Genomic DNA, 26,157 nt, shown 5'->3' on the forward strand with positions numbered 1-26,157 from the left:
CCGTGCATGTACTCCTCCAAAAAAGAGCACCTCACTCCGGCACAGCGCGCGGCGCAAGATGAGCGCGCCGAGGACGACAAGCGCCACGGTCACTTCCTCGCCACCGAGCACACCTCACTGCCACTCAATGGTTTTATGACGCGGCTCATCGCCGAGGAACTGCCCATCCTTGACTCCACCTCGCGCGGCCGTGTCTATGAAATCCTGCGTTCTTATGAAGGCCCTGAGATCACCTCGCAGGATGAACTTCCCGAGGAAATCCGGCAGATCATGGATCTGTACTAGCCATAGAAAACCATACAACCGGACGGCACAAATGTTCCGTTTGCTTGGCTTTTGTACCTAATCTCACGTTTTCACTCCCGCCACAGCCACTGCCGCCTAGGTAGTGTAGAAAACCGACCCATCACATCGATTTAAAGAGTAAGAGATGGAACTGCATACTACTGAGAAGTCCCTCTACGGTTGGGGCCGCACGGCGGCGACAACCGCCCATGTTTTATCCACCCCGGACGTCGACGTCATCAAGACCGCCGTCGCCCAGGTGGCCGAGGACAACGCTGATAAGCCTTCCCACCTGCGCCGCGGCGTCATCGCCCGCGGTATGGGCCGCTCCTACGGTGACCCCGCGCAGAACGCCGGCGGCCTCGTCATCGACATGCAACCGCTCAACAACATCCACTCCATCGACCCAGAGTCGGGCATCGTCGACGTCGACGGTGGAGTCACCCTCGACCAGCTCATGAAGGCCGCCCTGCCTTATGGCCTGTGGGTTCCGGTTCTGCCGGGCACCCGCCAGGTCACCATCGGTGGTGCTATCGGCCCGGATATCCACGGCAAGAACCACCACTCCGCCGGTTCCTTTGGTAACCACGTCACCTCCATGGAGTTGCTCGTCGCCGATGGCCGCGTACTACATCTGAGCCCAGAGGGCTCAGATGAGGATCCAGAAGGAGATCTTTTCTGGGCCACCGTCGGCGGCATGGGCCTGACCGGCATCATCCTGCGCGCCAAGATCAAGATGACGAAGACGGAAACCGCCTACTTCATCGCGGATACCGACCGCACGGATAACCTCGAGGAAACCATCGCCTTCCACTCCGATGGCTCCGAGCACAATTACACGTATTCCTCCGCGTGGTTCGACGTCATCTCCCCGGAGCCGAAGCTGGGCCGCTCCACCATTTCCCGCGGCTCCCTGGCCACGCTGGAGCAGCTGGAGGAGCTGAACCCGAAGCTGGCGAAGGATCCGTTGAAGTTCAACGCCCCGCAGCTGATGACCGTTCCGGATATCTTCCCGAACTTCACCATGAACAAGCTCTCGCTCATGGCTATCGGCGAGGCCTACTACCTCATGGGCGCCCCGGCTCGTAACCAGGTCAAGAACCTCACGCAGTTCTACCAGCCGCTGGATCTCATCGGCGAGTGGAACCGCGGCTACGGCTCCAACGGCTTCCTGCAGTACCAGTTCGTGGTGCCGACCGACGCCGTCGAGCCTTTCAAGGACATCATCCGGGACATGCAGCGCTCCGGCCACTACTCCGCGCTCAACGTGTTCAAGCTCTTCGGCCCGGGTAACAAGGCCCCGCTGTCCTACCCGATGCCGGGTTGGAATGTCTGCGTGGACTTCCCCATCAAGCCGGGCCTGGGCACCTTCCTCGACGATCTGGACAAGCGCGTCATGGAATTCGGTGGCCGCCTCTACCTGGCCAAGGAGTCCCGCACTTCGGCGGAGAACTTCCACAAGATGTACCCGGGCCTCGAGGGCTGGCTCAAGACCCGCAACGACATCGACCCGACTGGCGTCTTCGCCTCCGATATGTCCCGCCGCCTCGAGCTGCACTAGAAAGGATTAACCTCATGCTGAATGCAGTAGGCCAAGCACAACACATCCTCCTTCTCGGCGGCACCTCCGAGATCGGCCTCGGCATCGTCGAGGAATTCCTCGAGCGCGGCCCGGCCAAGGTCACTTTGGCTGCTCGTGCCGACTCCCCGCGTATCGCGGAGGCCCGCGCCACCATCGAGTCCCGCGGTGGCGACGTCGAGGTCCTGGACTTTGACGCGACTGACTTCGAGGGCCACCCGGACGTCGTCCAGCGCGCGTTTGAACGTGGCGATGTCGACGTCGCCATCATCGCCTTCGGCACCCTCGGTGACCAGGAGGAACTCTGGCAGGACCAGGCTAAGGCAGTTGCCTCGGCCCAGACCAACTTCACCGCACCGGTCTCCCTCGGAGTCTTACTCGGCCAGAAGTTCCAGCAGCAGGGCCACGGCACCATCGTGGCGCTCTCGTCTGTCGCCGGCATGCGCGTGCGCCGCTCCAACTTCGTCTACGGCGCCTCCAAGGCCGGCGTGGACGGCTTCTTCATCAACCTCGGCGAAGCCCTGCGCGGCTCCGGCGCCAAGGTGCTGGTGGTTCGCCCGGGTCAGGTGCGCACCAAGATGTCGGCGGAGGCCGGCGAGGCACCGCTGACCGTTAACGTCTCCGACGTGGCCAAGGCCACCGTCAAGGCAGTGCTCGACGGCAAGCAGTCCATCTTCGTGCACCCGCTCTTTGAGTACGTGTCCTTGGGATTCAAGTTCATCCCGCAGGCCATCTTCCGGAAGCTGCCTTTCTAAAGTTCCGCTATGTCCACGGCGTGTGGGAGACTAAGTGCATGACTGAGTCTCCCGCCACGTCGTCTATGTCCCCCACCGTGGAATATAACGTCGACCGCTTGACGCGTCGCGCCACTCTCGTGGGAATGGCCGCCGCCGCTGTAGGTGGTGGCCTTATCACGCTCATTGGTTTCTTCGCCTTCAAAACGGTCTCCCTTCCGGCGTTCAGTACGTCGATGGTGACCCGCGCATTGAGCACTGCGGGAACTGCGCTCACCGTTCTCCTGGTGGGCGCGTTATGCGTGTGGTGGGTGATTGGTACCTCCCCGCGCCCCCGCTGGCGGACGTGGCTCACCACCGCTGTGTGCTATATCTCCCCAGCGCTGCTCACGCTCACCAGCATCGGTCTGCCCCTTTCGGCCTCCCGCCTGTGGCTCGACGGCGTCCAGGTAGACCAGGTCTTCCGCACCCAATTCCTGACCCGCGCCACGGAGGCCAGCTCTTATGCGGACATGAACTACGAGGGACTGCCCACCTTCTACCCACTGGGCTGGTTCTGGATGGGCGGGCGGCTAGCCAACCTCCTCAACATGCCTGGCTGGGAGGTATACCAACCATGGAGCCTCATCTCCTTGGCCGTGTCCGGGTGCATCCTGGTTCCCTTGTGGCAACGGCTGTCCGGTTCCCTTCCGGTTGCCGCCGCCATTGCCCTCACCACCACAGCGGTGACGTTGGCCATCGGCGCTGAGGAGCCGTATTCCGCGGTCATCGCCATGGGGGTGCCGGCCGTGGCCGTGCTGTGCTCGCATGCTTTCCACAGCTCCTCCTGGTTCTCCACCGCCGGAATTGCCATCTACCTGGGAGTTTCCGCCTGCTTCTACACGCTCTATACCGGTGCCGTGGCATTGACCATCGTCAGTCTCATTGCGCTCGTCACCTGCATGGCCGAACGTACATGGACTCCCCTGATACACCTCGCCACTATCGCGGCCGGTTCCCTGGCCATCGCCGCGATCGCCTGGGCGCCATACCTGCGCGCGGTTCTGCATGCCACCGCCCCGCTGGAATCCACCGCGCAGCATTACCTGCCGGAGGAGGGAACCCAGATCCCGGCCCCCTTCCTCTCCTTGTCCGTCATCGGCATTCTCAGCCTCATCGGCTTGATCTACCTCGTCCTACGCATCGACGAACCCGACATCAAGTCAATGGGCACCGCGATCGTCGGCACCTACCTGTGGATCTTGGCTTCTATGGTCATGACCCTCGCCGGCAGCACGCTGCTGGGCTTCCGCCTCGAGCTGATCGTCGCGGTGCTCTTCGCCACTGCTGGCATCCTCGCGCTGGCCGACGTCCGCCTCATGGGCCTTCCCACGCTCTACCCGGCGCGCTTCACCGAGACCACGAGCAGGCGCATAACCTTGGTATTCGCCATCATCATGGGCCTTGGCGGTATCTACTATGCCCAGCAGATCCCGGCGACGAACGTGACCGCCCTGGACCACGCCTATACCGATACCGACGGCTACGGTGAGCGCGCGGACCGCTACACCAGCGATTCCTCCGCCAACTACGCCAAGATCCGCGAGTTCATCGACTCCCAGGGCTACGACGCCACCGACACGGTTGTCCTGACGGATGAAAAGCTCTTCATGGCGTATAACCCCTACTACGGGTTTAACGCCTTCACCAGCAACTACGCCAACCCGCTGGGAGAGTTCAGCACCCGCAACCTGCAAATCGAGGAGTGGGCCTCTAAGTCCTGGGAACAAACTCCGGAGGAGTTCGCGCAGTCTCTCGAGTCTGCGCCGTGGCGCGGGCCCGACGTCCTCATTTTCCGCGGCGACATGGAAGAACCCGGTGATGGTTACAAGACCCACTTGGCAGAAGACATCTACCCCAACCAGCCCAACGTGCGCTACCGCGCGGTGTTCTTCAACCCGGAAGTCTTTGAGAAGGGTTGGGAAGTCGAGCAGATCGGCCCCTTCGTCGTCGCGGCCAGATCTTAATAAGGCACGTCGGTGACGTACACTGATCGCCGTGTCAGATCGGAATACCTCTTCACTGCGAGCACCGCAATCGCTGCGGCTCACCGCCATCATCGCGGGACTCATCGGTTTCCTGTGCTTTGTGGCCACGCCGCTGCTGCCGGTGAACCAAACCCAATCCTCCTTCGATTGGCCCCAGCAGGGCTCCCTGCAATCCATCAACGCCCCGCTCATCTCGGTGGCGCCGGAAGAAATTGACGCAGAGATCCCGCTGAGCGCCGTCGACAAGCTGCGCGATGGCCAGGACCTGCTCTACGGCACCGTGCCCCCGGAGTCCAAGAAGGCATCCAACCGCGGCATGTTTGTCCGTGCCGGCGAGGGCGGTCTCTCGGTCACCAGCCTCGATGAGGTCATTTTCTCGCTCACTGCCGAGCAAGTGGCGAAGCTGCCTGACGACGCCACCCTCCGCATCCAGTCCACCGGTGACGGCACCACGGTGACCCTGGGCAAGCACAAGAAAACTTCCGATGAGGATCTGCGCCCGCAGGTCACCGGCGTCTACACCGAAATCGACGACACCCCAGAAAACCTCACAGAGCTGGGCGATGACCTCCGTATCCACGTCGAGATCAACTCGCGCTTCACCTCCTCCCCGACAGCCCTGAAGCTCATCGCCATGTGGCTGGGCTTGGCCATGGTGGTCATCAGCCTGGTGTGTTTGTGGCGAATTGACCGCCTCGATGGCAAACGCTTCGGCTTCATGCCGGAGACCTGGAAGCAGATCCGCCCGCTCGATGGCGTCGTGGCTGCCGTACTCGGCTGGTGGTATATCTTCGGCGCCAACACCTCCGATGATGGCTTCATCCTCACCATGGGCCGCGTTTCCGATCACGCGACCTACATGGCGAACTACTACCGCTGGTACGGCGTCCCCGAGGCCCCGTTCGGCGCGCCTTACTACGACCTGGTGGCCTGGCTGGCGCAATTCTCCAGCGCCTCCATCATCGTGCGCCTACCTTCCCTTATCTCGGCGCTCATCATCTGGTTCGTCTTGTCGCGTGAGATGCTCCCGCGCTTCGGTGCTCGCGTCAACGAGCGCCGCCTGGCGCATTGGACCGCGGCCTTCATGTTCTTGGCTTTCTGGCTGCCGTATAACAACGGCATCCGCCCGGAGCCCATCGTGGCCCTCGGCGTCATGCTGACGTGGGCTTCTTTCGAGCGCGCCATCTCCACCCAGCGCCTCCTACCAGCGGCCGTGGGCACCATCATTGCCGCCATTACCCTGGCTGCGGGCCCCACTGGCCTTACCGCGGTCGGCATCTTCTTGGTCTGCCTGCCCGCGCTGTTCCGCATCATGGGCACGCGCGCTTCCCAGGTCGGCTGGACAGCTCTCATCGCCCCGTTCCTGGCCTGCGGCACTGCGGTCATGGTTGCCGCCTTCGGGGATCAAACGTTAGCGTCCGTGCTCGAGTCCACTCGCGTTCGTTCCGCGGTCGGCCCGTCCCTGCCGTGGTACTCGGAGTTCGTACGCTACTCCACGCTCTTTGAGCCCTCCGTGGATGGCTCCCTGACGCGCCGCTTCGCCATGTTCACCATGCTCTTCTGCCTGGCGCTCATTATCTACGCTTTCATTAAGGACCACCGCGTCGTGGGCGCGGAGGCAGATCCCACCAAGCGCCTGCTAGCCATCATGGCGCTGTCGGCCTTCTTCCTCATGTTCACGCCGACGAAGTGGACGCACCACTTCGGCATCTACGCCGGTGTCGCCGGCGTTATCGCCGCGCTCGGCTCGGTGGTCCTTTCCCAGATCGCCATGCGCTCCCCGCGCGCCCGGACCTTCTCCATCGCCGCGGTGATTTTCCTCATGGCCATCTCCCTGGGCGGCTGGAACGCCTGGTGGTACGTGTCTTCCTTCGGCATCCCGTGGTGGGACCGCACGGTGCAATTCAAGGCTATTGAGGCCAATACCGTGGTGCTCGCCATCGGCATGGTGGTGCTGGCGATTGGCCTCTACCAATCACTTACTCACAACAGCCGGAAGGCTGAGGTGTCCCGCTGGGCAGGCGCCATGTCCGCACCAATCGCAGTGGCCTGCATCCTCATCGTCGCCTTCTCCTGCGCCTCCTTTGCCAAGGGCTACGTGGCCCAGGCGGATTCTTACTCCGTGGGCAAGGGCAACCTGGCCTCCCTACGCGGCGATGTCTGCTCGCTCGCGGATGCCACGCTGGTGGAAACCAACACCAACGACGCTTTCCTCACTCCGGTTACAGGCGAATTCAAAGACTCCCTGGTGGATCCGAAGGAAGACAATTTCGGCTTCGGCCCGAACATGATCAAGGAGGATATTGAACCGGAGAACCTCAACTCGGCGTCGGTAGGCGCCATTGCCAACACCACCGGTGATTCCTCTGCGTCTTCTAACGAGCAAAAGGAGCTCACCGAGACCGAGGAGAAGGCCACCGAGGTCACCGACTCTTCCGCCGGCGGCGTGCGCGGAACCTTGGGCGTCAACGGCTCCGAGATGCACCTGCCCTTCAACCTGGATTACACGAAGGTCCCGGTCATGGGCTCCTACGATGAGTCGCAGCGCTCCACCGCCACCATCACCACCCAGTGGTACAACCTGCCGGACTCCACCGAAAACACCCCTGTCCTCGCGGTCTCTGCTGCCGGCAAGATTTACCACCACGACGTCAACGGCGTGGAGCAGGAGGGCACCGAGCTCACCTTGGAGTACGGCACCCTCAAGGACGGCAAGGTCACCAACAAGGGTGAGGCCGAGCTTTCCGACGTCGGCGCGACCCCCAAATGGCGCAACCTCCGCATCGCACTCAAAGATCTTCCAGAGGAGGCCAACGTCGTGCGCCTCGTTGCGGTAGACGACTCCACCGATGAGGATGATTGGATGGCGTTTACCCCGCCGCGCGTGCCGGAGCTTGCCACCATCAACTCGCAATTCGATTCCTCCACCCCGGCACTCCTTGACTGGTCCGTCGCCCTGCAGTTCCCCTGCCAGCGCACCTTTGACCACTACGCCGGGGTAACCGAAATTCCGCAGTTCCGCATTCTTCCCGACGCCGCCGCGCAAACCTCCCTCACGGACTTCCAGTCCTTCTCCGGTGGTGGCGCGCTGGCAACCGCGGAGGCAGTGAACTACTCCTATGAGATCCCGAGCTACCTCAACAACGATTGGGCGCGGGACTGGGGTTCTATTGAAAAGTACGAGCTGCGCACCAACTCCCAAGGCGAGGCCCCGCTGGAGGCGAAGATCGACCAAGAAATCATTCAGCGCTCCGGCTGGTGGAAGAACTCTGAGATGAAGATTCGCCCAGAGGGCGAGCAATAGCCCTACAGGAACTTGGCAGCGTCACGCACCCGCTGGCGCGCCACGGCCGGGGTAGAGATACGGTGCATCGACACGTACTCCGCGGTCTGTGCACCGGGAATCTCCACGGGCTCAGCAATCTCGTCCTGCGCCGCGGTCTGGACCAAGATGTCGGAATACAGCCCCGGCAGCTTCTCAACATCGAGAACATAGTCGCCGCGGATCTCCTCCGGCAGCTTGGCCAGCGCACCGAAGTCGGGGAAGGTGAGGAGGAGGGCGTCGGCAGGCACCAGCGCTGCGAGCGCGCCACCGGAGGAATAGCCCCACGCCGTCACGCGCTCTGCCCCCTGGGCGCGCGCATAATCGACGGCCGCCTGAACCGACTCCACCATCTGCGCCACAGTGTGCTCGGGCGCCAACGGATAATCCACATCAATGATCGTGGTCCCCGACAGCTGCGCCGCAGCAGCCACTTCGGGCCGCCACTGCATCTCTAGCGCCTTGCCGTCACCGCGCCACCAGCCACCGGAGTGCAGCGAGACTGCCCAACGGCCATTCTGTTCCGAGGGAACAAAGATCGCTCCGACCTCAGATTCCTCAACACGCACCCCCTCCGTGAAGGCAGTACCAGGCAGCGAGTGATCCACCGCGGTACCCAGCACCATCATCGAGGCCTGCACGATGCGATCCGGCAGCAGCGCACAGTAGCGGTCCGCCTCCGGCGAACCTCCACCTGCCCACGGCGGACGGAAGTCCGGCAGCGGGTAGTGCACCTCCATGTAGGAGGAGAGTTGCTCGAGCTGTTCTTCCGGACTTAGTTGGTAGTCACTCATGGCCCCCAAGGGTACTACCAGATGGTGACGCGCTCCTCTGGGACCAATCCATCCTCGACATCAAAAGCCTCGTAGAACTCGTCAATGTTCTCGGCGATGATGTTGCAGCGGAACTCCGCCGGCGAGTGCGGGTCAATAGCCAAGTACTGCGTAGCCATCTCCGGACGAATAGCAGTACGCCACACGCGCGCCCACGCCAGGAAGAAGCGCTGCAGACCGGTGTACTCGTGCTCTGCCAATTCAGGCTCAGCACCTTCTGCCTCAAAGGGCGCGACCTGACCGTTGATGTCCAGGCCCTTGTCGGCGCAGTAGTTCTTGTAGGCCACCACGGCAATGCCCAATCCGCCCAGGTCACCGATGTTCTCACCCAGAGTGAAGCTGCCGTTGACGCCTGCGGAATCAGTGCCCTCCAGTACCTTGGGCACCTGGCCTTGGAACTGATCCACCAGCTTCGCGGTCAACTTCTCGAAGGCCGCGCGGTCCTCATCCGTCCACCAAGAGTTGAGGTTGCCCTGGCCATCATACTGCGAGCCCTGATCATCAAAGCCATGCCCAATCTCGTGGCCAATCACCGCGCCGATAGCACCGAAGTTCTCCGCGGCATCAGCTTCTGGGTTATAGAACGGCGGGCGCAAAATAGCCGCCGGGAAGGTGATGTCATTGACCACCGGATTATAAAAAGCATTCACCGTCTGCGGGGTGGAGAACCATTCATCGCGGTCCGCCGGCTTGCCAATCTTGGCCAACTCATAATCGTGGTTCCACGCGTTGCCTGCGCGCACATTGGCCACCAAGTCCGCACCCTTCGGCGAAAACTCCAGGTCAGAGTAGTCGCGCCACGTATCCGGGTACCCAATCTTGGCCTTGAACTGGGAGAGCTTTTCCAGCGCGCGCTCGCGGGTAGCCGGGGTCATCCACTCCAGCTGCGAAATCCTCTCGCGGTAGGCGGCGGTAAGGTATTCCACCAGCTCATCCATCTCGGACTTCGAGGACGGCGGGAAGTGCTTGTCCACGAAGACCTTGCCGATTTCCTGGCCCACCATGTTTTCCGCCAGCCCGACGGCGCGCTTCCAACGTGCACGCTGTTCAGTAGCACCCGAGAGCTTAGTTCCATAGAACTCGAAGTTCTTCTTACCGATCTCCTCGGTGAGGTAGGGGGCACGCGACAACAGAATGTGCCACGTAGCCCACAGTTGCCAATCCGCCATACGGCCGGCGGTGAACAGGCCCTCGAGGTGCTCAAAGTAGGACGGCATCATGGCCACCACGCGGTGCTCCGGCAGTCCCCCACCCTGCAGGATGGCGCGGGTGATGCTGGGCAGATTGGCGACGTCCACCGGGTTATACGTCTTCACCGCATCACGGGAGGCCACCACATCCCAATGCCCAGCCGCAATTTCCTTCTCCAGGTTCACGATGCGGGTAGCTGCAACCTCCGCGCCCAGCCCGAAGAGGCGAGCGGGATCTAAGAATCCCAGCATCGCCGCAACGTGCTTCTCGTAGTCAGCGAGCGTCTGCGCGTGAGCTTCTTCGCGGTAATAAGCCTCATCCGGCAGACCTAAACCAGACTGAATAATGTAGGCCACCGCGTCCTCAGAGCCGGAGTCTTTTTCTACCCAGAAGGTCACTGGGGCACCAACGCCCTCGCGCTCCAGAACACCCAGGTTGTGCGCCAGCTCCTCCGGATCAGCCGCAACCAGCTTGTCCAGATCTTCGGAAAGTGGCGCCGTCCCCGCAGCATTGACTCCCTCAACGTCCATGTGAGAGGAATACACGATCCCGGGACGGCCAGCGTCTTCCTTAACGATCTCGTGGACGAGTTCCTCGGCTTCGTCGCGCAGCGCGTGGAAGGTGCCGTCGACACCGCGATCATCGGGGATAACGTGGGACTCAATCCATGGGCCATTAACAAATTGATACAGATCCTTCATGCACTTCACTCTATGTCAGAAGCACGCGTTAGTGTGGTGTGCATGACTTCTTATCGTTTCCCTCCGGCGAAGATGACGGGACCTTTCTTCGCCGTGCTCGGGGCAACCTTGCTCGTCCTTGGGCTGCCCGCTGTGCTGAGCTTGGCCTTGCCGGAACGTGAACCTGAAATGGAAGAAGTGGTGCTCGATGACCCTGAGTGGCGCCAACCCATCGAGGGCCTTACGTGCAGCGTAAATCATGATTCCATGGCCAACCAGGCCTGGGACTGCGGCGATACCTTGGTCGAGGCCTATGTCACCGAAGGCGTCGAGGACGATGCGCTCGCTTTGCGCCGCGCCGTGCGCGCAACCAGCTTCGAGGGCATGCCGAAGAAAGAAGACGTTAAAGATGCCGGAGGCATTCTCACTCTTGAAACAGATGGCTTTATTCCGGTCTTCGCCTTCAGCGTGGCTAAAGGCGATCTCAACTATCAGATCGTCTTCTCCAATGGTGACCCGACCGACCTTGCCCAACAATTTATGGAGGCCTTCTGATGAGCAAAATCTTCCGCGTTACCTTGTGGATCATCATTGGTCTCTGCCTGCCGATTTCCCTGATTAATCTGCTCGGCATTTTCTTCGTGGCTCCTCTGCCGGGCCTCGTTAGCTTGATCCTCGGCGTCGGTTTCTTGGCGCTGGGCCTGTTCCTGTGGAGTCGCAGTCCGATGTGGGCAAGGCCGGGGAAAGGGTGGGCGTCGGCAAGCGTGCTCTGGGGAGCCGGCGCTGCTGTGACCTTGGCGCTGCTGTCAGCCTCCCCACTGACCGACCTCTCCGTGGGCCTGGGCTGGGAGGAATCCATGATGTCCTGGGCCGGTGCTTATCCGGAAGAATTTGCCAAGGCCCTCGGCGTGGTCTTCATCCTCCTCAGCTTCCGACAGCTCAACCGGCCTTGGCACGGCTTCATCGTCGGTGCGCTCGTGGGCTGGGGCTTCGAAGTCCTGGAAAACAGCCTGTACTCCGCGATGGGTGCACTGATGCACCCGACCTCAGACTGGATCGGCATGCTCCAGATGTGGGGTCTGCGCCTTGTTGCAGGCCCGTGCCTGCACATGTGCTTCTCTGCCATCGCAGGTTTTGGCATCGGCTGGGCTATCTACGCCGCGCATAAACCATGGTGGTGGCGCCTTGGCATTGGCGTGGGCGCGCTGTTTTTCTCCTTCTGTCTCCACTTCGCGTGGAACTACATGTGGGAGGAAACCTGGCAGCTCGTTACGCAGTATGTCCTCGTGGCGCTCATCATGTACCCGACGGTCATCTACCTGGGAATCCGCGCTCACCGCCTGGCCAAGACCGACGACACCTATTCGCATTCGCCGGGCGCGGCCAGCCTGCGGTGACTTAGTCGAACTGTCCTTGCAGGACAGCCACCGCATCGAGCGGAGTCACATGATAAGAAATGGGATTCTGGTTCGCACCGGCCATGAGCGCGTGGGCGCAGGAGTGACCCGCGCCCATCATGTGGCCGAGCTCGTGGGCGATAGTGCCTTGGAGCGCCTCTGGGTACTGAGCGTTAGCGGTCTTGATGAAGAGCATCCCATGGTCCGGGTAGGCCGTACCTTGGACGTAACCGTTCGGTTCCGGCTTGTAGATGATGGCGATGGTGTCTTCATCAGCCTCGGACGGCGCTACTTCCTTAAGCGAGGCCTTCCCGTCGAGCGCGTCGTTCCACTCAGCTACCGCGGCATCGAGCTGCTCGCGGTAGGGGAAATCATCCGCCACCTTGTACTTAAGGACCCCGCTCTGGAAGTAAGAAGGAACGGAATCGGCATCGCGCAGAATAGACGGATCCGGAACGGGCTTTCCTTCATTTGCCAACTTGGTAATGGTGGCACACGTGCCTGGGGAAATAAGCGAACGGGTTTGGTCGCTCTTCGCAGTCGCTGCTGGGGCAGCGCTCAAAGCTGCAACAGCAATGGTCAAAATGGACAACGTCTTGCGCATCAGAAATACCTTTCGGGCTAGCAACTGCTTCGTTGACAGCCGAGAATATATTGATTTCTTAGCAAGCGCAAAGGTACTTCTTAGCTTATTTCCTGGTTGGTCAGCACACCTGCGACGAGCTCGGCACAGCGCGCTTCAGTTCCGCACACGCCCTATCGCGCGCATCTTGGAGGGGCGTCGGCAAGCTCGGCGCCTGCGGAGAAACCTCCACCGCACCGAGAACATCCGTCGTGAGATCCGCCGGGGAACCATAGGTATTAGCCGCCACACTATAACCCGGACCAAAAGAGGCACTCGCGTGAACTTGGCGATCATCCGACCACCCAAATTTCGCGCCGATGATGCCCGGGATTCGTGCGGTGCCAAAGTCCTGGCGGTAACCGTCGGCCGCTGCGGGCGCTGCCGTCGCCATGCCCTTCGTAATCGGCGCGGCAACCGGATCGCCAGAAATCACCCCGATGAAGCGCGTGAGATCCTCCGTCGACGTCGTGACATTTCCCCAGTAGCCGTTGTGGTGGGTCTCCCCCAGCTGATACTCACCGATGATGGAGGGAATCGCCTGCGGATATTTTCGCTCTAAGTCGCTGGCAGTTCCGTCCTCAGAGAAACGAATCATGTTCTCCACGCGGGCTTTATCCTCCGGCGCGCCGTACTTCAGCACCCACATGCCGAGATATAGCTTGGCCAGGGATAGCGCGGCGCGGGACTCATGGCCATTTCCGGTGGAGACTGAGTTTCCGTCGGCATAACGCACGGTCATCTGGGTGCGTGGTGGGACCTTTTCAGGATCGAACGTCAGGGCATGGGCGGGTGGCGCGGTGAGAGCCGCTAGAGCAAGGCCAACGATGAGCGGGGTAGGTTTCAGCACGTGCATAGATTAACTCAAGTCACAATTTTAACAACCCCTAGCGAGGGTGCATTAACCAAACATACGTCCCACTCCAGGGGACTTCCGCGCGACCCGCATCGAGCGGGAGACCGACTAAAACCACACCTCGCCAGCATCTGCCGCCTCAATTGCCTCCCCTTTAACAACTTTTCTTCCGGGGTAGACATCGTCGAGGGGGTGGCATAAACTCGTTCTTCGAAAGGGGTTTCGAACAGTGGGGGTTCGGATCCTCTCAGTAATTCACTTAAGAAAGAGGGGGGTTGCGCGTTTCGTGTCTTCCACTACAGACGTTGTTAATGCGTCCTATTTTTCTCATTCCAATCCAAATGATCCGGTCTGCGTGGCAGGTCAAGGTGTACGCCAGGCAGACTATGAATTCTGGTCCAGCGTTCTTCCCGCACTTGACGAGGACGCCGATACGGCCTGCATGCGCCTTGGGATAAAGACCGGTAAATCTGCTGGCGCGGTAGCCCGCATTATCATGGGCCTTCACCGCCTTACCGAGCTTCCTCAAGTAAAGGCTCTGCAAGATGCCAACCATTTGCTGGATTTAGCGGCTTTGATTGCCATCGATCAGGTGATGGCTAACCTAGGCCAGCCTTCAAAGGAGGTGGTCGCCGCAATTGATGCCTCATTAGCTCGGTGGTTTACCCCGACTAAGCCAAATCAGGTCTTTCCCACCACCGCGCAGATTCGCCGCCGGATACGCGACCTCGTCAAGGTTCATGATGACTCCATCGCCGTGGAAGATAAGCGCCCAAAGAATCGGTACTCCATGATGACCCGTGCCCAGCGCGCCACCCTAGAACTCGAGGTGGACAGCAGCGTCGGAATCATCATCCATGAAGCAATTAAGGCAGCAGCCGAAAAGCATGAGGTGTCCATGGCGGAAGCGCTGATCCTCCTCACTACCGGAAAGGTGGAGCCAGAAGCTGCCCGAGTAGTGCTCCACACATATAAAGCCGACGATGTAGAGGACGCCCCAGTGTACGTGGAAGGACATGGCTGGCAAGTGGGAGACATCCCGGCTCAGTCCACAACGGTAAGAGATTTGAGCACCAAGCCGGAGGCCTCTAAGAGCTACGGACCAGCCACGATGGTTCGCAAATACGTTGAAGGCCGCGATGGCACCTGCCGTGCCGCTGGCTGCGGAATGCCGGCGTGGTTGTGTCAGTTAGACCACCGGATTAACTACGCCGATGGTGGGCCAACGCATCCGGACAACATGGTGGCGTTGTGCCAGCACCACCACAATATGAAAACCGATGGACGGGCCTTTTATATCTTGGACCCTGATACCGGGGATGTGGTCTGGCTTTTTGAGGACGGAACTTGGGCAATCACAGAGCCTTCCGGGCCGCTGGCTCCTAAGCGCAAGCGCTGGGCACGGAGCATCGCACAAGATATTGAAGGATATCGCACCAGGAAGCATCGCGAGGCTCAGGAGCTTAAAGCCGAGCTAGACAAAGAACAACGAGAAGCCGCACGCCAAACAGAAAAGGCGAAGAACAAAAAATCTGAAGGCGGTGAAGAAATCCCCTTCTAGGAAGGATCCGTCGTTTACAACGACGAATGGGATAGCCGGCTCTACCCCATATCCACTAGGAGCACTCCGCCAATGATCAGCGCGACCCCTAAACCCTTAAGCCAAGTGAAAGGCTCGCGGAAAAGCATGAAGGATAAAAGAGCAGTAAGCGCCACGCCACAGGCAGTCCAGATTCCATAGGCCACACCTAGCGGTATGCCCTGACGGAGAGCCAACGACAAGAAAACATAGGAGGACACATAGGCCACGACGACCCACGCTACCCACGCCTTCTGCCCATGAACGGCCAGCATACGCAGGCCCAATGTACCGGCGACTTCGATGAGGATGGCAAGGGATAACCAGATCAAGGATCCACCTCCACGAGCGTGGTCTTCGGTTCCCTGCCGCCCATTTCAACGCAGACCACGCCGGCGATGATGCACCCCATGCCCACCAACATGAGCGGCGTGAGCTGTTCGCCAAAGAGGTACGCGGACAACCCTGCGGTAAGCACCACGCCGGTTGCACCCCAGATGCCATAGGCCGCACCCACGTGCATGCCGCAACGCAACACTTGATGCAGGGCGGAAAAAGCGACGACGTAGCCCGCCACCACCACGACATAGACCGCGGGGTGCTCTAGCGCCGCCTTGAGGCATAAAGTCGCCACCACCTCACTGATGATGGCAATGGTCAAAAAGAGCCAAGCGCGCACTTTCACCCTCCCAGATCCGCCGCATCCAGACCGCACTTCGAAAGGATCACGCGGTCCCCACGGTGTGGGATACCTTCTTCATCCCAATGGACTTGGGCGGCGGAAGTGTGGGCGCGGCCGGTACTGTTAACCACCCGCCACCAGGGCAGATCTGTGCTTTTCGACATCACCCAGCCCACATACCGCGGGCCGACGCCCGCCACTTTTGCGATCTCTCCGTATGTGGAGACATTGCCGGGCGGTATGCGGCGCACGACCTCCGTAACCCTAGAGTTCGATGGGTTCTTCGGGGGCATCCTCGACCTCACACAAGGTCAGAGTCGCGCCCGTGGAATCCTCGATCAGGCACAGGCGGCCGAATGGTGAATCGTGGGGCTCGCGAATGATTTTTCCGCCGTTATCCACCACAGCCTTCGCCGCTTGGTCGATATCCCGCACGCCCAGGTAGGTTTGCCAGAAACTCGGCAAGCCCTCCGCGTGCCAGAACCCGGCAAAGGCAGCGCCTTCCTCCTCTGCAACCGCGTAGTGCTCATCACCACGGATTTCCCAGTCGAAGAGCTCGCCATAAAAGTCCAACGTCGAGTGGAAATTCTCCGAGACCGTCAGCTCGTGCCATACCGGGGTCCCCGGCTCGCCGCCAGCAACGAAGCGGTCGAGCTCCGGCTGCGTCAAACCAAACATGGCACCACTGTTGTCCAGAACAAGCGCCAACGGCGCGCCTAATGCGAGGATCTTGCCGCCGAGTTGTTCTACCCGGGCGCAGTCGGCTTCCAAGTCGCGGGAAAGGAAGTACGTTGCCCAAGTGTCTTGGCCAGGGACGATCTCCGCGATCGGCAGGCCCTCCAGACGGGCAATGCCCTCTTCGAATTCCCAGCCCAACACGGCGGAATAAAACTCCTCGGAAGCCTTCACGTCGGAGCTAGCCAGAGTAATCCAGTAGGGCATTCCTACTTCTGCTTCAAAGGCGGGCATTAAAGGTTCCTCCACTTCTCCGGGTCGAAGTCATCATCGGCGGTGGCCTCATCAAAATAATCGTCGTCGTCTTCGACGACGCGGGCGCAGGTGTCGGAGACGCAGATGACGTCGCCAAGCGCCAGCGTTGCACCGCGCTGCTTAGTCACTTCCCCATTGACGGTGACCTGGCCTTGCTCGATAAGTTCTTTGGCCTCACCCCCGGTGGCGACCAAGGATGCCAGTTTGAGGAACTGGCCGAGCTTGATGGATTCTCCCTTAATTGAGACTTCTAGCATGCTGACCAGCATACCCAGCGGCTGCACTGAGCAGTCCCTCCACCAGAATGATGACGCCAAGCAGGGCAAACACTACGCCACTAAAGATATCGACACTGGCGGAGTTCTTCGCCATCCACTTCGACACCGCACGAGTACACAGCGCGACACCAACAAAAATAATGAGGCTTTCTATAACCAACACAGAACCAACCGTGGCATTGGCGCTCAAGCCCATGTCCGGATCGATAAAATTGGCAAAGATAGCGCCGAAGAAAATCAGAACCTTGGGGTTGGAAAGGTCGCTGACCAGGCCCATGCGGTACGCCGTGCCGAGTCTGATGATGCCATCCGGGGTGAACCCGCGCGGTTGAGGGTTCATAGTTGCCGGTGCACGGCGCTCTTTGATGCCACCGCTGATGGCAGAAAAAGCCATCCACAGCAGATAGCTGCCGCCGGCAACCTGCAGCGCCACCAGGATTTCCGGGTGCGCCGAAATCAATGCGGTAAGCCCCGCTAGCGAAGCAACGGTCCACATCATCAAGCCGGTGGTGCTACCGATTGCGGCCCACACCGCCGCGCGCGTAGAGCGTGCACCCAAACGAATAATCTGCACCACGTCTGGTCCTGGCGAGGCCATCGCCGCGAACCACACACCCATTAAGGCCACTATGGCGCTGAATGCCATCTAACACCCCCATACTCACATGTGTTTTCACTAACGCATGCCACTATAAGAGGCGTCTCACCTGCAGCGAAACAGGTAATTTAGCTTTGCGTGCGCGGCTTAATGGTCATGGTGTCAATGTTGACGTGCTCCGGCAGCGAGGCCACCCAACGCACGGCCTCAGCGATGTCTTCTGCGGTGAGGTTGAGTTCGCCGTCATACACCTGTGCAGCACGTTCGGTGTCGCCCCGAAAACGATTGAGGGAAAACTCCGCCGTGGCTACACGGCCCGGGTCGAGTTCGGTGACACGAACGCCGTGCTCCTCGATACGAAGTGCACGGGAAATCACGCGCACACCGTGCTTAGCGGCGTTGTAGCCGGAGCCGCCCTCGTAGACGTTCCAACCGGCAACGGAGCCCATGTTGATGATGAGCCCACCCCGCAGCTTCGGCATGAGGGCTTGGATCATACGGACAGTGCCTAGGACGTTGACGTCGTACATCCACTGCCAGTCCTCTACGGTGGTCTCCACGAGAGGTTCCAAGCCCTTCGCGCCACCGGCGTTGTTGACCAAGAGGTCCACGCGGTCGAGGTGGGAGACGAACTCAGCCACGGACTCGTCCGAGGTTACGTCGAGGGCGTGCGCCTCGCCGCCGATGTCCTTCGCGAGGGCCTCAAGGCGCTCTACGCGACGCGCACCGACGACAACATGCCAACCGTCGGCCGCCAACGCTCTTGCCGACGCCTCCCCGATCCCCGACGATGCTCCTGTGACGACTGCTACCTTTTCCATGCGCCCTAGGATAGGACTTCTTCCAGCTCGGCGCAGATGTTTTCGACGATCCCGGCCTTGAAATCAGCCGGGGTGAAGGTGCCATCCTTCATGTCGGTATTCAGCGAGATATCCAGCTGGGTGCGCAGCTGCTTCATAGAGAAGTTCGCCATGATGAGGCGCCACGCCTCTACCGCGCGGATGCCGCCGCTGAAGCTGTAGCCCACATACGCAATCGGCTTGCCTACCCACTCGGCGCCGAGGGAATCGACGGCGTTCTTGAAAGCGCCCGGCACGGAGTGGTTGTACTCCGGGGTGACAAAGATATAGCCGTCGCAGGAATCGACAGCATCGGACCAAGCCTGCACCTGCGGATCCTCGTAATTCTTGTTTGCCGCCATAGGAATGACGGAGGTGGTGAGGATCGGAACGTCGAAGGCCTTGAGGTCAATGAGCTCGTAGTCCACGTCGCGCCCCTGAGCGAGGTCGGTGACCCACTGGGCGATGGCCAGTCCGGCGCGGTCGTCGCGGGTAGAGCCGAGGATGATGCCGATTTTCGCCATAAGGATGCCTTTCTTAATTTGTTAACACGTCAACGTCTGAGGGTACGCCGATATGTCGACGCAATCGACAAGTCATCCAGATATGTCGAAAATTCTGAAAAAAATCGACATATCTGCTCAACATGTCTATTCTTTTACCATGCCAACCTATAGCCCGGACACCCCCTACAATGAGCTTCCACCCCTCCCCCCTGCAGAAGTGGTGGAAACCGTTCCCGTGCTTAAGGCCATCATCGATGCTAAGGAAAAACTGGCTGAACTGCGTACGGCCTGCCAGCTCATCCCTAACCCGGAGATCATCACCTCAACGATTCCACTGCGTGAGGCTCGTGCTTCCTCCGAGATTGAGAACATCGTCACCACTAATGACGAGCTCTTCCGTGCGGCGTGGCACGTCGATGCCGAGCCGACTCCTGCCACCAAGGAGGCTCTTCGCTATAACGCCGCGCTCCACGCTGGACTTTCCTCACTATCGCAGCGACCTCTATCAGAAAAGACAGCAAAAATCGTATGCAGCACCCTTCTAGATACTCAGGCCGAGGTGCGTTCACTTCCGGGCACGTTTATCGGTAACCCTGTAACGAAGGAGAGGCTCTACACCCCACCTGAAGGAAGGGAGATTATCGAGGACCATCTCGCAGCGTGGGAGGACTATATATATTGCAGCCACGACGTTGATTCCCTTGTAAAGATGGCACTGCTTCACTATCAATTTGAAGCAATCCATCCTTTCTACGATGGCAATGGGCGCACTGGACGAATCCTTAACGTCCTCTACCTCATCCAAGAAGATCTTCTTGAGCTGCCGGTTTTGTACCTGTCCGGGTATATCGTCGGAAACAAAGCAGACTACTATCGCCATCTCAACGCTGTGACAGCTAAGGGAGCATGGGAAAACTGGCTTCTTTTTATGATCCGCGGCGTTCACGCAGCGGCTGCCGACGCCTCCTCGATGATTACCCAGCTTCGGGCTATCCAGGAAAACACTGCGCAACGAATACGTTCTGCGGGCGTGATTAACCATCCCCTCGAGATGGCCGAGCTCATTCTTATCAAGCCCTATGTACGCATTACTGACGTGGTAGAGACGGGCTTCGTCAAACGCCAAACCGCCAGCGCGTGGCTGGCGCATCTCGTAGATTTAGGAATCCTAGAAGAAATCCAACAAGGCCGCTCCAAGGTTTTCCTTCACCGTGCCGCTCTCGATGTTCTGACTCGAGACTAAGAGGAGGGAATAGGATGGCTGACATGCATCACCCAGACGAAGGATCCTTTGAACGCATGACCAGCGGGCAGTGGTTCATGCCCAGTGTCAACGAGGAGGTTAGCGCCGAACATCGACGCGGCTTCCTGCTGGCCAAGGAGCTCAATGAGCTGCAAAACACCAACCCAGAGCGCGCGAAGGAGATTTTGCGGGAACTGTTGTCGCCCGAGTCCGAGGTTCCCGGGCTGCACACGCCGCTCAACGTCGAGTATGGCTGCAATGTGACCATCGGAAAAGACGTGTTCATCAACTTTGGTGCGACAATCCTGGCGCAGGCGCCTGTAACCCTCGGAGACCGCGTCATGATCGGGCCGAATTGCTCGCTCATCACGGTGGGCCACCCCGTCAACGATCATGAGATGCGGGCGGAGGGCTGGGAGATTGCGAAGCCCATTAGCGTCGGGCGCAACACGTGGTTCGGCGCCAACGTCACGGTGCTGCCGGGCGTGACCATCGGCGAGGATTGTGTCGTTGGAGCGAACACACTGGTCACCACAGATATCCCGGATAGGTCACTGGTGCTGGGTCAACCCGGTCGTGTGGTGCGCACGCTGGAGGACAACGAAGATAGGTGGGAGCGCCAGGATCTCGATGTTTGATCTCAAGGCGATCGGCAAGGGGCTACCCGTCCTGGAGACCATCGATTCTCTGCCTTCCGCCGGTCACGTCGTAGTCCAGGCTCCGCCCGGCACAGGTAAGACCACGCTCGTTCCGCCGGCGCTGGCTAACCAAGTAGAGGGCAAGGTTCTCGTCACCGCGCCGCGCCGCGTAGCTGTGCGTGCTGCGGCAAACCGCCTTCAAGAGTTGTCAGGCCAGCGCATCGGCTATGCGGTGCGCGGTGATTCCCGCAAAGGCGCAGACGTCGAGTTTGTTACCCCAGGTGTTTTGTTGCGCCGCCTGCTGCGGGATCCGGAACTTGAAGGAATTTCCGCCGTAGCCATCGACGAGGTGCATGAACGCCAGCTCGATACTGACCTCGTACTCGGCATGTGCTTGGAGTTGGCGCAGCTCCGCGATGATTTCCGCGTCATCGCCATGTCCGCGACTGTCGACGCCGCCCGCTTCTCCCAGCTCATGGGAGGGGCGCCGATCCATTCCACTGAGGCCGTTACATATCCGCTCAACATCTCCTATGAACCGATTCCGGGGCGCGCTGCGGGAGATCGAGACTTTTGGAAAGGCGTGGCGAGGGTTGCCGCGCGGCAGCACGAGTCCACCCTGGTCTTCGTGCCGGGCGTACGCGAGGTCAACCTGGTGTGCGAGGCACTCGCTGGTCATAACGTTTTCGCGCTACATGGCCGCCAGACCACGCAGGAGCAGGATGCCGCGCTCTACACAGCCGAGCAGCGCATCGTCGTGGCCACCTCCATCGCCGAGTCCTCGCTCACCGTGCCGGGCGTGCGCACCGTCATCGATGCAGGTCTTGCGCGCGTTCCCAAGCGCGATGCGCAGCGCGGGATGAGTGGGTTGGTGACGGTGTCGACGTCGAAAAGCAGCGCCGATCAACGCGCCGGCCGCGCCGGGCGTGAGGCTCCCGGCACTGTCATCCGCTGTTATTCACAGGATGACTACCAGCACTTTTCCCCGCACGTCACCCCGGAGATCCTCTCTGCGGACCTCACCCAGGCAGCACTCTTCATGGATTGTTGGGGCGCGGGCCCGGACTTCCCACTCCTCGATCAGCCGCCCCACGCCGCGCTTGCCGACGCCCACCGCACCCTCCGTGCCCTCAACGCCACCGAGGAGCTCGCGCTGCTGCCGACACATCCGCGGTGGGGTGCCGCGCTACTGAAATATGGTGCGGGGGCAGCAAAGACAATCGCGCGCCTCGATGATTCTGATCCCAAGCGACTGGCCCGCCTCGTGCCTCACCAGGGCCCGGTGGACCCAGGCGTGGTGGTGGCAACCGCCTTCCCCGAGTTCGTGGCCAAACGCGTGGGCGAGAAGGAGTATCTGCTGGCGAGTGGGACCCGTGCCCGGCTCCTGGATTCCGGTCTAGCGGGCTCACCGTGGCTCGCCGTCGCCGAGGTCTCCCTGTCGAATGCCGGCAACGCCATCATCCGCGCGGCGGAGCCCATCGCGGAGAATGACGCCCTCGATATCGTCGGCATTACCGAGGAGACCCGCGCCTTCCTCGAGGGTTCCAAGGTCCGCGGCGTGCGCGTACGCGCGGCCGGCGCCATCGTGCTTTCTGAAACCCCGGTGAAGGTCTCCGGAGATGAAGCCGTTGCGGCCCTGCGCAACTCGGGCCACGGCCTCGAACTGTTTAAGTTCAGTGAGAAGGCTCAGAACCTGCAGGAACGTATGCGCCACCTGCGGGCAGCCTACGGCGATCCGTGGCCGGACGTCGAAAATGCCAGCGCCAGCCTGGAGTGGCTCGAGCCAGAACTACGTGAGCTAGCAGAAGGCCACAAGCCGGACATGTACCCAGCACTGCAACGCCTCCTGCCCTGGCCCGAGGCTAGCCGCCTCGATGAGCTCGCACCAGAACGCTTGCCGGTGCCCTCAGGGCGCGACGCGCGCATCGATTGGTCCGGCGAGCGCCCCGTGGTCTCCATCAAGTTGCAAGAATGCTTCGGCTTGGCCGAATCCCCCGAATACTGCGGCCACCGCGTACAGTTTCACCTGCTCTCCCCCGCCGGCCGCCCGCTCGCCGTCACCGATGACCTAGCGAGCTTCTGGGCTGGGCCTTATGCCGGCGTGCGCGCCGACATGCGCGGGCGCTATCCCAAACACCCGTGGACAGAAGATCCGTGGAACGCGGTGGCTACGGCGAAGACGAAGAACCGAATGTAGAAATCAGCCCCACTGCTGCCAGGACAGGTACACGCTCATCACCACGACGAGTACCAGCAGCGCATAGCGGATGAGCTTCGCGCCGCCGCCAAGCACTGTCCGCGCCCCTAGCTGCGCGCCGATAATATTGGCCACCGCGAGGACGAGGGCCAGCGCCCACACCACGTGGCCGCCCGCGATAAACACCACGAGGGCGCCGACGTTGGTACACGTGTTGACCACCTTCGCCATCGCCGCTGAGGTGAGGAAATTCTGGGAGAAGATGGCGGTAAACGCCATGATGAGGAACATGCCGGTGCCGGGTCCGAAGATGCCATCGTAGAAGGCGATAGCAGCCACAGCGCCCAGTGCTGCCCACGTGCGCCAGCCGCCGCGCAGGCCCTGGCCGTCACCGCTGCCAAAATCCGGGCGAAAGGCCACGAAGATACCAACGGCCACCATGAGCACGATGATGACCGGGCGCATGACGTCCTTGTCCATGAGTGCGGCTGCCACCGCGCCGAGGCCGGAGCACACGAGCGCGATGAGTCCCATGCGAATAAGCTCGCCTTTCGGTGGGCGCACCTTCTTTACTAAGGTAACGGCCGCCGACGCCGTTCCCGACACCGCCGCCACCTTGTTCGTTGCCAGCGCCGTCGCGGGTGCGAGCTGCGGAGCCACGGCCAGAATGAGCGGAATGAGCACGAGCCCGCCGCCGCCAATGACGGCGTCTACCCACCCGGCCACAGCAGCGCCCATGGTAAGAATTGCCCAACCGCTCAATCCAAAGTCCATGCCCATCATTAAACTCGATTGCATGTCAGTTCGTGCGAGGTGGCTCATCGTGGCCCCGGGGTCTGCAACTCTCGGGGCGCTGTTGAGCTACCTTCACGTACCCGCAGCCTGGATCCTCGGCGCCATCGTGGTCTCGGGAGCCATGGCCTTGACGACGGGCAAAGAACTCGCCGTTAACGAGCACTTTTATTCTGTCGCCCGCGGATTCATCGGAATGATGGCGGGCATACCTTTGACCTTAGTTCCTGCCTCCACCCTCATCGGCTTTGTGCCAGCCGCGGTGACGATGTCACTCATTACTGTTTTAATCGGCGTCGCTGGCGGTGTTCTGCTGCATCGTTCGCAGCCGAAGGATATTTCCTGGGAGACGGGTATTTTGTCGATGCTGCCGGGCGGGGCCTCCCTCATGCCGGCACTAGCTAGCGAGCTCGGCGCGGACTACCGCTACGTGGCGCTGACGCAATACCTGCGCCTTCTGGCGGTGTCGGTGTCGCTGCCTTTGGTGGTGTCGTTGTTGGATGCCCCCGCTGGTCACGGTGTCGACATGAGCGTTGACGGCGAGGTCACGTGGTGGATCGTACTGCTGACTCTCGCCATCGCTGTGGTTGGTGAACAGCTGGGCAAGCTGGTGCGTTTGCCAGCTGCTGCTGTTTTGGGGCCGCTCATCGTGACGGTGCTGGTTGCGCAGGTTATTCCAGCCGGCCACACACTGGAGCCGCTCTACGTGTTCAAGATCATGGCCTTTATGTCCATCGGCTGGGTCTGCGGTGGTGGGCTTTCGGTACCGGCACTGCGGGCCTTCGCCAAGCAGCTACCGGCGACGATCCTCTTTATCGTTGTCGTGATCGGCGTGTGCGCATTGACCGCACTGCCTCTGACCGCATGGCTGGACATAACCTACTTCGAGGCTTACCTCGCCACCTCACCCGGCGCGCTGGAGACGGTGCTTGCGCTGTCTGCGGAAGGAGGCGCGGGCCCAGCCGTGGTGGCCGTGCAGATTATCCGGCTCATCATCGTGCTGGTCATCGCCGGCTACCTGCCGCAGATTTTGCGGCTATTCCGCAAGCGCCGCTAGTGGAACCACCCACACTCCATCTGACCGTTGGAAAGCTGGTCCGCTGGGAATAACCACGATGAGAGCGGCCGGTGGCAAGGAGACCTTCTCTGCCACTCTTAACAAATGTGCCGCCGCGGCATCGACCTCGTTGTGCGAAAGTTTCGCTTCAAATCCCACCCACGAGCCATCCCTGAGTTCCACTATCGCGTCAATTTCTTCGCGGCCCTTCATATCCCGCAGATGGAAGACGCCTCGTGCCCTTAATGCTTGAGCATAAACGCGCAGATCGTGCACCAGTTGCGCCTCAAAGAGAATGCCCAAAGTCTCTAGATCACCAAGCAGTTTGTCTGGCCCAACCGCCAACAATGCAGCTGCCAAGCCAGGATCCGCGAGCTGACGCTTCGGCATCTGAACCATGGTTGTCTTAGATCTCGTCTTTGGTGACCACGCGGGCTGGTCTTCAACTAGGAACAAACGTGTAGCAAAATCATGAATAACGTTGACGGTTTCTGCTGCCGGCATAGGAGTAGCACTGCTGAGCTCGCCAATGCGTTTACGAATCGCTGCAGCGGTGGCCGGTTGAGCAACTAGCCCCGCGTAGGCGCGAAGAAAAGACTGGAAACGGCGCGGATCGCGGCGCGGACCCCCAAGTTCCGGGTAGTCGTGCTCGCTCATCTCCGTGAGGTAAGACTCCATCCCCTCTTGGGCATCTAGAGGATCAAGGTCGAAAAACTCTGGGAAGCCACCGGCAACGATCCAGCGGGCATAATCCGCCACGGTGGCGTCCGTCCCAGCCGTGGGATCCTGATTGCCGGAAATAATCGCGCCTAGTGATACGCGCTCAGCCAAATCTCCACGCTCTGCCAGGCTCAACGTACGCAACTGAATCGAGCGAATACGCCCAGCCCCCGAATGGCGGGTGGCATCGTCATCGGGTGTCGAGGAACCCGTGAGGAGGAACTGTCCCTTTTCTCGCGAGTCATCGACCGCATGACGCACTTCGTTCCAGATAGCAGGAACAACCTGCCATTCATCGATAAGCCGGGGCCGCGCCCCTTGAAGCCCTAGTGCCGGTTGCATGCGAGCAACGTTTGCTTCAGGAGTGTCACGGTCAAGCTGAATGACAGACTTAGCAAACTGGCGCGCCGTCGACGTTTTGCCGCTCGCGCGGGGGCCTTTCAGGAAGAGGGCTCCGGCAACGCGAAGGCCTCTTTCTACTTCTGCATCAACAATTCGCGGCAGGTACATAC

General features: G+C 60.6%; 26 protein-coding genes. 12 read left to right on the top strand and 14 right to left on the bottom strand.

Going from position 1 to position 26,157, the window contains the following annotated elements; translation table 11 throughout:
* The first annotated feature begins 6 nt into the window (after positions 1-6).
* The 5 genes from HMPREF2932_RS03025 to HMPREF2932_RS03045 all read left to right on the top strand — a co-directional run bounded on the left by HMPREF2932_RS03025 (position 7) and on the right by HMPREF2932_RS03045 (position 7,929).
* Entirely contained in the window at positions 7-285 is a 279-nt protein-coding gene (locus HMPREF2932_RS03025; RefSeq protein ID WP_046647039.1) for a hypothetical protein, read from the top strand.
* A 145-nt stretch (positions 286-430) separates the two neighbouring features.
* Entirely contained in the window at positions 431-1,846 is a 1,416-nt protein-coding gene (locus HMPREF2932_RS03030; protein ID WP_046647038.1) for a decaprenylphosphoryl-beta-D-ribose oxidase, read from the top strand.
* A gap of 14 nt (positions 1,847-1,860) precedes the next feature.
* Positions 1,861-2,619 carry a decaprenylphospho-beta-D-erythro-pentofuranosid-2-ulose 2-reductase gene (locus HMPREF2932_RS03035; RefSeq protein ID WP_046647037.1) on the top strand — a complete coding sequence of 253 codons (759 nt, stop codon included), beginning with the start codon at positions 1,861-1,863 and terminating at the stop codon, positions 2,617-2,619.
* Positions 2,620-2,657: 38 nt separating this feature from the next.
* Positions 2,658-4,604, top strand: coding sequence for a galactan 5-O-arabinofuranosyltransferase (locus HMPREF2932_RS03040; protein WP_071409584.1), 1,947 nt, complete (start codon positions 2,658-2,660; stop codon positions 4,602-4,604).
* 31 nt (positions 4,605-4,635) lie between these two features.
* Complete coding sequence (locus tag HMPREF2932_RS03045) at positions 4,636-7,929, top strand: arabinosyltransferase domain-containing protein (RefSeq protein WP_071409585.1); 3,294 nt, start codon at positions 4,636-4,638, stop codon at positions 7,927-7,929.
* Between the two features lie 2 nt (positions 7,930-7,931).
* Here HMPREF2932_RS03045 and HMPREF2932_RS03050 read toward each other — a convergent pair whose 3' ends face one another.
* Together HMPREF2932_RS03050 and HMPREF2932_RS03055 are read right to left on the bottom strand one after the other, a co-directional pair.
* Positions 7,932-8,741 carry an alpha/beta hydrolase gene (locus tag HMPREF2932_RS03050; RefSeq protein WP_141756278.1) on the bottom strand — a complete coding sequence of 270 codons (810 nt, stop codon included), beginning with the start codon at positions 8,739-8,741 and terminating at the stop codon, positions 7,932-7,934.
* 14 nt (positions 8,742-8,755) lie between these two features.
* A complete protein-coding gene (locus HMPREF2932_RS03055) occupies positions 8,756-10,672 on the bottom strand; it encodes a M13 family metallopeptidase (protein ID WP_071409587.1) in 1,917 nt (638 codons plus the stop codon).
* A gap of 42 nt (positions 10,673-10,714) precedes the next feature.
* On the opposite strand from HMPREF2932_RS03055, the gene HMPREF2932_RS03060 reads away from it, so the two are divergent.
* Together HMPREF2932_RS03060 and HMPREF2932_RS03065 are read left to right on the top strand one after the other, a co-directional pair.
* On the top strand, positions 10,715-11,206 hold the full coding sequence (locus HMPREF2932_RS03060; RefSeq protein WP_049156735.1) for a hypothetical protein: 492 nt from the start codon (positions 10,715-10,717) through the stop codon (positions 11,204-11,206).
* On the top strand, positions 11,206-12,048 hold the full coding sequence (locus tag HMPREF2932_RS03065; RefSeq protein WP_049156732.1) for a PrsW family intramembrane metalloprotease: 843 nt from the start codon (positions 11,206-11,208) through the stop codon (positions 12,046-12,048). The genes HMPREF2932_RS03060 and HMPREF2932_RS03065 overlap by 1 nt, the downstream gene beginning before the upstream one ends.
* Before the next feature lies 1 nt (position 12,049).
* Here the strand turns inward: HMPREF2932_RS03065 and HMPREF2932_RS03070 are convergent, their stop codons facing one another.
* A complete protein-coding gene (locus HMPREF2932_RS03070; protein ID WP_046647030.1) occupies positions 12,050-12,652 on the bottom strand; it encodes a zinc metalloprotease in 603 nt (200 codons plus the stop codon).
* A gap of 100 nt (positions 12,653-12,752) precedes the next feature.
* A complete protein-coding gene (locus tag HMPREF2932_RS03075) occupies positions 12,753-13,520 on the bottom strand; it encodes a hypothetical protein (protein ID WP_141756279.1) in 768 nt (255 codons plus the stop codon).
* Positions 13,521-13,812: 292 nt separating this feature from the next.
* Here HMPREF2932_RS03075 and HMPREF2932_RS03080 point away from each other — a divergent pair, with 292 nt between their 5' ends.
* Entirely contained in the window at positions 13,813-15,087 is a 1,275-nt protein-coding gene (locus HMPREF2932_RS03080) for an HNH endonuclease signature motif containing protein (RefSeq protein ID WP_071409630.1), read from the top strand.
* A gap of 41 nt (positions 15,088-15,128) precedes the next feature.
* On the opposite strand, the gene HMPREF2932_RS03085 is transcribed toward HMPREF2932_RS03080, so the two are convergent.
* The 8 genes from HMPREF2932_RS03085 to HMPREF2932_RS03115 form a co-directional block, all read right to left on the bottom strand.
* Positions 15,129-15,437: a DMT family transporter gene (locus tag HMPREF2932_RS03085; protein ID WP_046648595.1), complete on the bottom strand. Its 309-nt coding sequence runs from the start codon at positions 15,435-15,437 to the stop codon at positions 15,129-15,131.
* On the bottom strand, positions 15,434-15,784 hold the full coding sequence (locus HMPREF2932_RS03090; protein WP_070510682.1) for a DMT family transporter: 351 nt from the start codon (positions 15,782-15,784) through the stop codon (positions 15,434-15,436). The genes HMPREF2932_RS03085 and HMPREF2932_RS03090 overlap by 4 nt, the downstream gene beginning before the upstream one ends.
* A gap of 2 nt (positions 15,785-15,786) precedes the next feature.
* Positions 15,787-16,080, bottom strand: a complete 294-nt coding sequence (locus tag HMPREF2932_RS13010) for an MGMT family protein (protein ID WP_080975120.1) — start codon at positions 16,078-16,080, stop codon at positions 15,787-15,789.
* A complete protein-coding gene (locus HMPREF2932_RS03095) occupies positions 16,052-16,756 on the bottom strand; it encodes a VOC family protein (protein ID WP_070517092.1) in 705 nt (234 codons plus the stop codon). The genes HMPREF2932_RS13010 and HMPREF2932_RS03095 overlap by 29 nt, the downstream gene beginning before the upstream one ends.
* On the bottom strand, positions 16,756-17,034 hold the full coding sequence (locus tag HMPREF2932_RS03100; protein ID WP_046648682.1) for an RNA-binding S4 domain-containing protein: 279 nt from the start codon (positions 17,032-17,034) through the stop codon (positions 16,756-16,758). The genes HMPREF2932_RS03095 and HMPREF2932_RS03100 overlap by 1 nt, the downstream gene beginning before the upstream one ends.
* The gene (locus HMPREF2932_RS03105) at positions 17,015-17,701 is read right to left on the bottom strand and encodes a LysE family translocator (protein WP_046648600.1); all 687 of its coding nucleotides are present in this window, start codon (positions 17,699-17,701) and stop codon (positions 17,015-17,017) included. Before HMPREF2932_RS03105 ends, HMPREF2932_RS03100 begins: the two co-directional genes overlap by 20 nt.
* Before the next feature lie 80 nt (positions 17,702-17,781).
* Positions 17,782-18,474, bottom strand: coding sequence for an SDR family oxidoreductase (locus HMPREF2932_RS03110; protein ID WP_053089091.1), 693 nt, complete (start codon positions 18,472-18,474; stop codon positions 17,782-17,784).
* Positions 18,475-18,479: 5 nt separating this feature from the next.
* The gene (locus HMPREF2932_RS03115) at positions 18,480-19,016 is read right to left on the bottom strand and encodes an NADPH-dependent FMN reductase (RefSeq protein WP_046648604.1); all 537 of its coding nucleotides are present in this window, start codon (positions 19,014-19,016) and stop codon (positions 18,480-18,482) included.
* Between the two features lie 82 nt (positions 19,017-19,098).
* Here HMPREF2932_RS03115 and HMPREF2932_RS03120 point away from each other — a divergent pair, with 82 nt between their 5' ends.
* Genes HMPREF2932_RS03120 through HMPREF2932_RS03130 form a run of 3 tightly spaced genes read left to right on the top strand, consistent with a single transcriptional unit; the run spans position 19,099 to position 23,076 of the window.
* The gene (locus tag HMPREF2932_RS03120; protein WP_049156716.1) at positions 19,099-20,241 is read left to right on the top strand and encodes a Fic family protein; all 1,143 of its coding nucleotides are present in this window, start codon (positions 19,099-19,101) and stop codon (positions 20,239-20,241) included.
* 23 nt (positions 20,242-20,264) lie between these two features.
* A complete protein-coding gene (locus HMPREF2932_RS03125; protein WP_369816117.1) occupies positions 20,265-20,879 on the top strand; it encodes a sugar O-acetyltransferase in 615 nt (204 codons plus the stop codon).
* A complete protein-coding gene (locus tag HMPREF2932_RS03130; RefSeq protein ID WP_071409589.1) occupies positions 20,872-23,076 on the top strand; it encodes an ATP-dependent RNA helicase in 2,205 nt (734 codons plus the stop codon). Before HMPREF2932_RS03125 ends, HMPREF2932_RS03130 begins: the two co-directional genes overlap by 8 nt.
* 3 nt (positions 23,077-23,079) lie before the next feature.
* Here HMPREF2932_RS03130 and HMPREF2932_RS03135 read toward each other — a convergent pair whose 3' ends face one another.
* Complete coding sequence (locus tag HMPREF2932_RS03135; RefSeq protein ID WP_071409590.1) at positions 23,080-23,850, bottom strand: TSUP family transporter; 771 nt, start codon at positions 23,848-23,850, stop codon at positions 23,080-23,082.
* Positions 23,851-23,872: 22 nt separating this feature from the next.
* On the opposite strand from HMPREF2932_RS03135, the gene HMPREF2932_RS03140 reads away from it, so the two are divergent.
* Positions 23,873-24,925: an AbrB family transcriptional regulator gene (locus tag HMPREF2932_RS03140; protein WP_246818611.1), complete on the top strand. Its 1,053-nt coding sequence runs from the start codon at positions 23,873-23,875 to the stop codon at positions 24,923-24,925.
* On the opposite strand, the gene HMPREF2932_RS03145 is transcribed toward HMPREF2932_RS03140, so the two are convergent.
* The gene (locus HMPREF2932_RS03145; protein ID WP_070517082.1) at positions 24,905-26,155 is read right to left on the bottom strand and encodes an ATP-binding protein; all 1,251 of its coding nucleotides are present in this window, start codon (positions 26,153-26,155) and stop codon (positions 24,905-24,907) included. The two genes, HMPREF2932_RS03140 and HMPREF2932_RS03145, sit on opposite strands and share 21 nt — an antisense overlap.
* Between the last annotated feature and the right edge of the window lie 2 nt (positions 26,156-26,157).

It is taken from the genome of Corynebacterium sp. HMSC074H12 (assembly GCF_001813755.1).
Classification (GTDB): Bacteria; Actinomycetota; Actinomycetes; order Mycobacteriales; family Mycobacteriaceae; genus Corynebacterium; species Corynebacterium hiratae.

Coding starts and splice junctions, on each gene's coding strand:
- HMPREF2932_RS03070 (WP_046647030.1), bottom strand. CDS start 12,652: ATGCGCAAGACGTTGTCCATTTTGACCATTGCTGTTGCAGCTTTGAGC.
- HMPREF2932_RS03120 (WP_049156716.1), top strand. CDS start 19,099: ATGTCGAAAATTCTGAAAAAAATCGACATATCTGCTCAACATGTCTAT.
- HMPREF2932_RS03100 (WP_046648682.1), bottom strand. CDS start 17,034: ATGCTAGAAGTCTCAATTAAGGGAGAATCCATCAAGCTCGGCCAGTTC.
- HMPREF2932_RS03025 (WP_046647039.1), top strand. CDS start 7: ATGTACTCCTCCAAAAAAGAGCACCTCACTCCGGCACAGCGCGCGGCG.
- HMPREF2932_RS03130 (WP_071409589.1), top strand. CDS start 20,872: ATGTTTGATCTCAAGGCGATCGGCAAGGGGCTACCCGTCCTGGAGACC.
- HMPREF2932_RS03050 (WP_141756278.1), bottom strand. CDS start 8,741: ATGAGTGACTACCAACTAAGTCCGGAAGAACAGCTCGAGCAACTCTCC.
- HMPREF2932_RS03035 (WP_046647037.1), top strand. CDS start 1,861: ATGCTGAATGCAGTAGGCCAAGCACAACACATCCTCCTTCTCGGCGGC.
- HMPREF2932_RS03140 (WP_246818611.1), top strand. CDS start 23,873: ATGTCAGTTCGTGCGAGGTGGCTCATCGTGGCCCCGGGGTCTGCAACT.
- HMPREF2932_RS03115 (WP_046648604.1), bottom strand. CDS start 19,016: ATGGCGAAAATCGGCATCATCCTCGGCTCTACCCGCGACGACCGCGCC.
- HMPREF2932_RS03030 (WP_046647038.1), top strand. CDS start 431: ATGGAACTGCATACTACTGAGAAGTCCCTCTACGGTTGGGGCCGCACG.
- HMPREF2932_RS03060 (WP_049156735.1), top strand. CDS start 10,715: ATGACTTCTTATCGTTTCCCTCCGGCGAAGATGACGGGACCTTTCTTC.
- HMPREF2932_RS03105 (WP_046648600.1), bottom strand. CDS start 17,701: ATGGCATTCAGCGCCATAGTGGCCTTAATGGGTGTGTGGTTCGCGGCG.
- HMPREF2932_RS03095 (WP_070517092.1), bottom strand. CDS start 16,756: ATGCCCGCCTTTGAAGCAGAAGTAGGAATGCCCTACTGGATTACTCTG.
- HMPREF2932_RS03055 (WP_071409587.1), bottom strand. CDS start 10,672: ATGAAGGATCTGTATCAATTTGTTAATGGCCCATGGATTGAGTCCCAC.
- HMPREF2932_RS03125 (WP_369816117.1), top strand. CDS start 20,265: ATGCATCACCCAGACGAAGGATCCTTTGAACGCATGACCAGCGGGCAG.
- HMPREF2932_RS03040 (WP_071409584.1), top strand. CDS start 2,658: ATGACTGAGTCTCCCGCCACGTCGTCTATGTCCCCCACCGTGGAATAT.
- HMPREF2932_RS03065 (WP_049156732.1), top strand. CDS start 11,206: ATGAGCAAAATCTTCCGCGTTACCTTGTGGATCATCATTGGTCTCTGC.
- HMPREF2932_RS03135 (WP_071409590.1), bottom strand. CDS start 23,850: ATGGACTTTGGATTGAGCGGTTGGGCAATTCTTACCATGGGCGCTGCT.
- HMPREF2932_RS13010 (WP_080975120.1), bottom strand. CDS start 16,080: ATGCCCCCGAAGAACCCATCGAACTCTAGGGTTACGGAGGTCGTGCGC.
- HMPREF2932_RS03110 (WP_053089091.1), bottom strand. CDS start 18,474: ATGGAAAAGGTAGCAGTCGTCACAGGAGCATCGTCGGGGATCGGGGAG.
- HMPREF2932_RS03145 (WP_070517082.1), bottom strand. CDS start 26,155: ATGTACCTGCCGCGAATTGTTGATGCAGAAGTAGAAAGAGGCCTTCGC.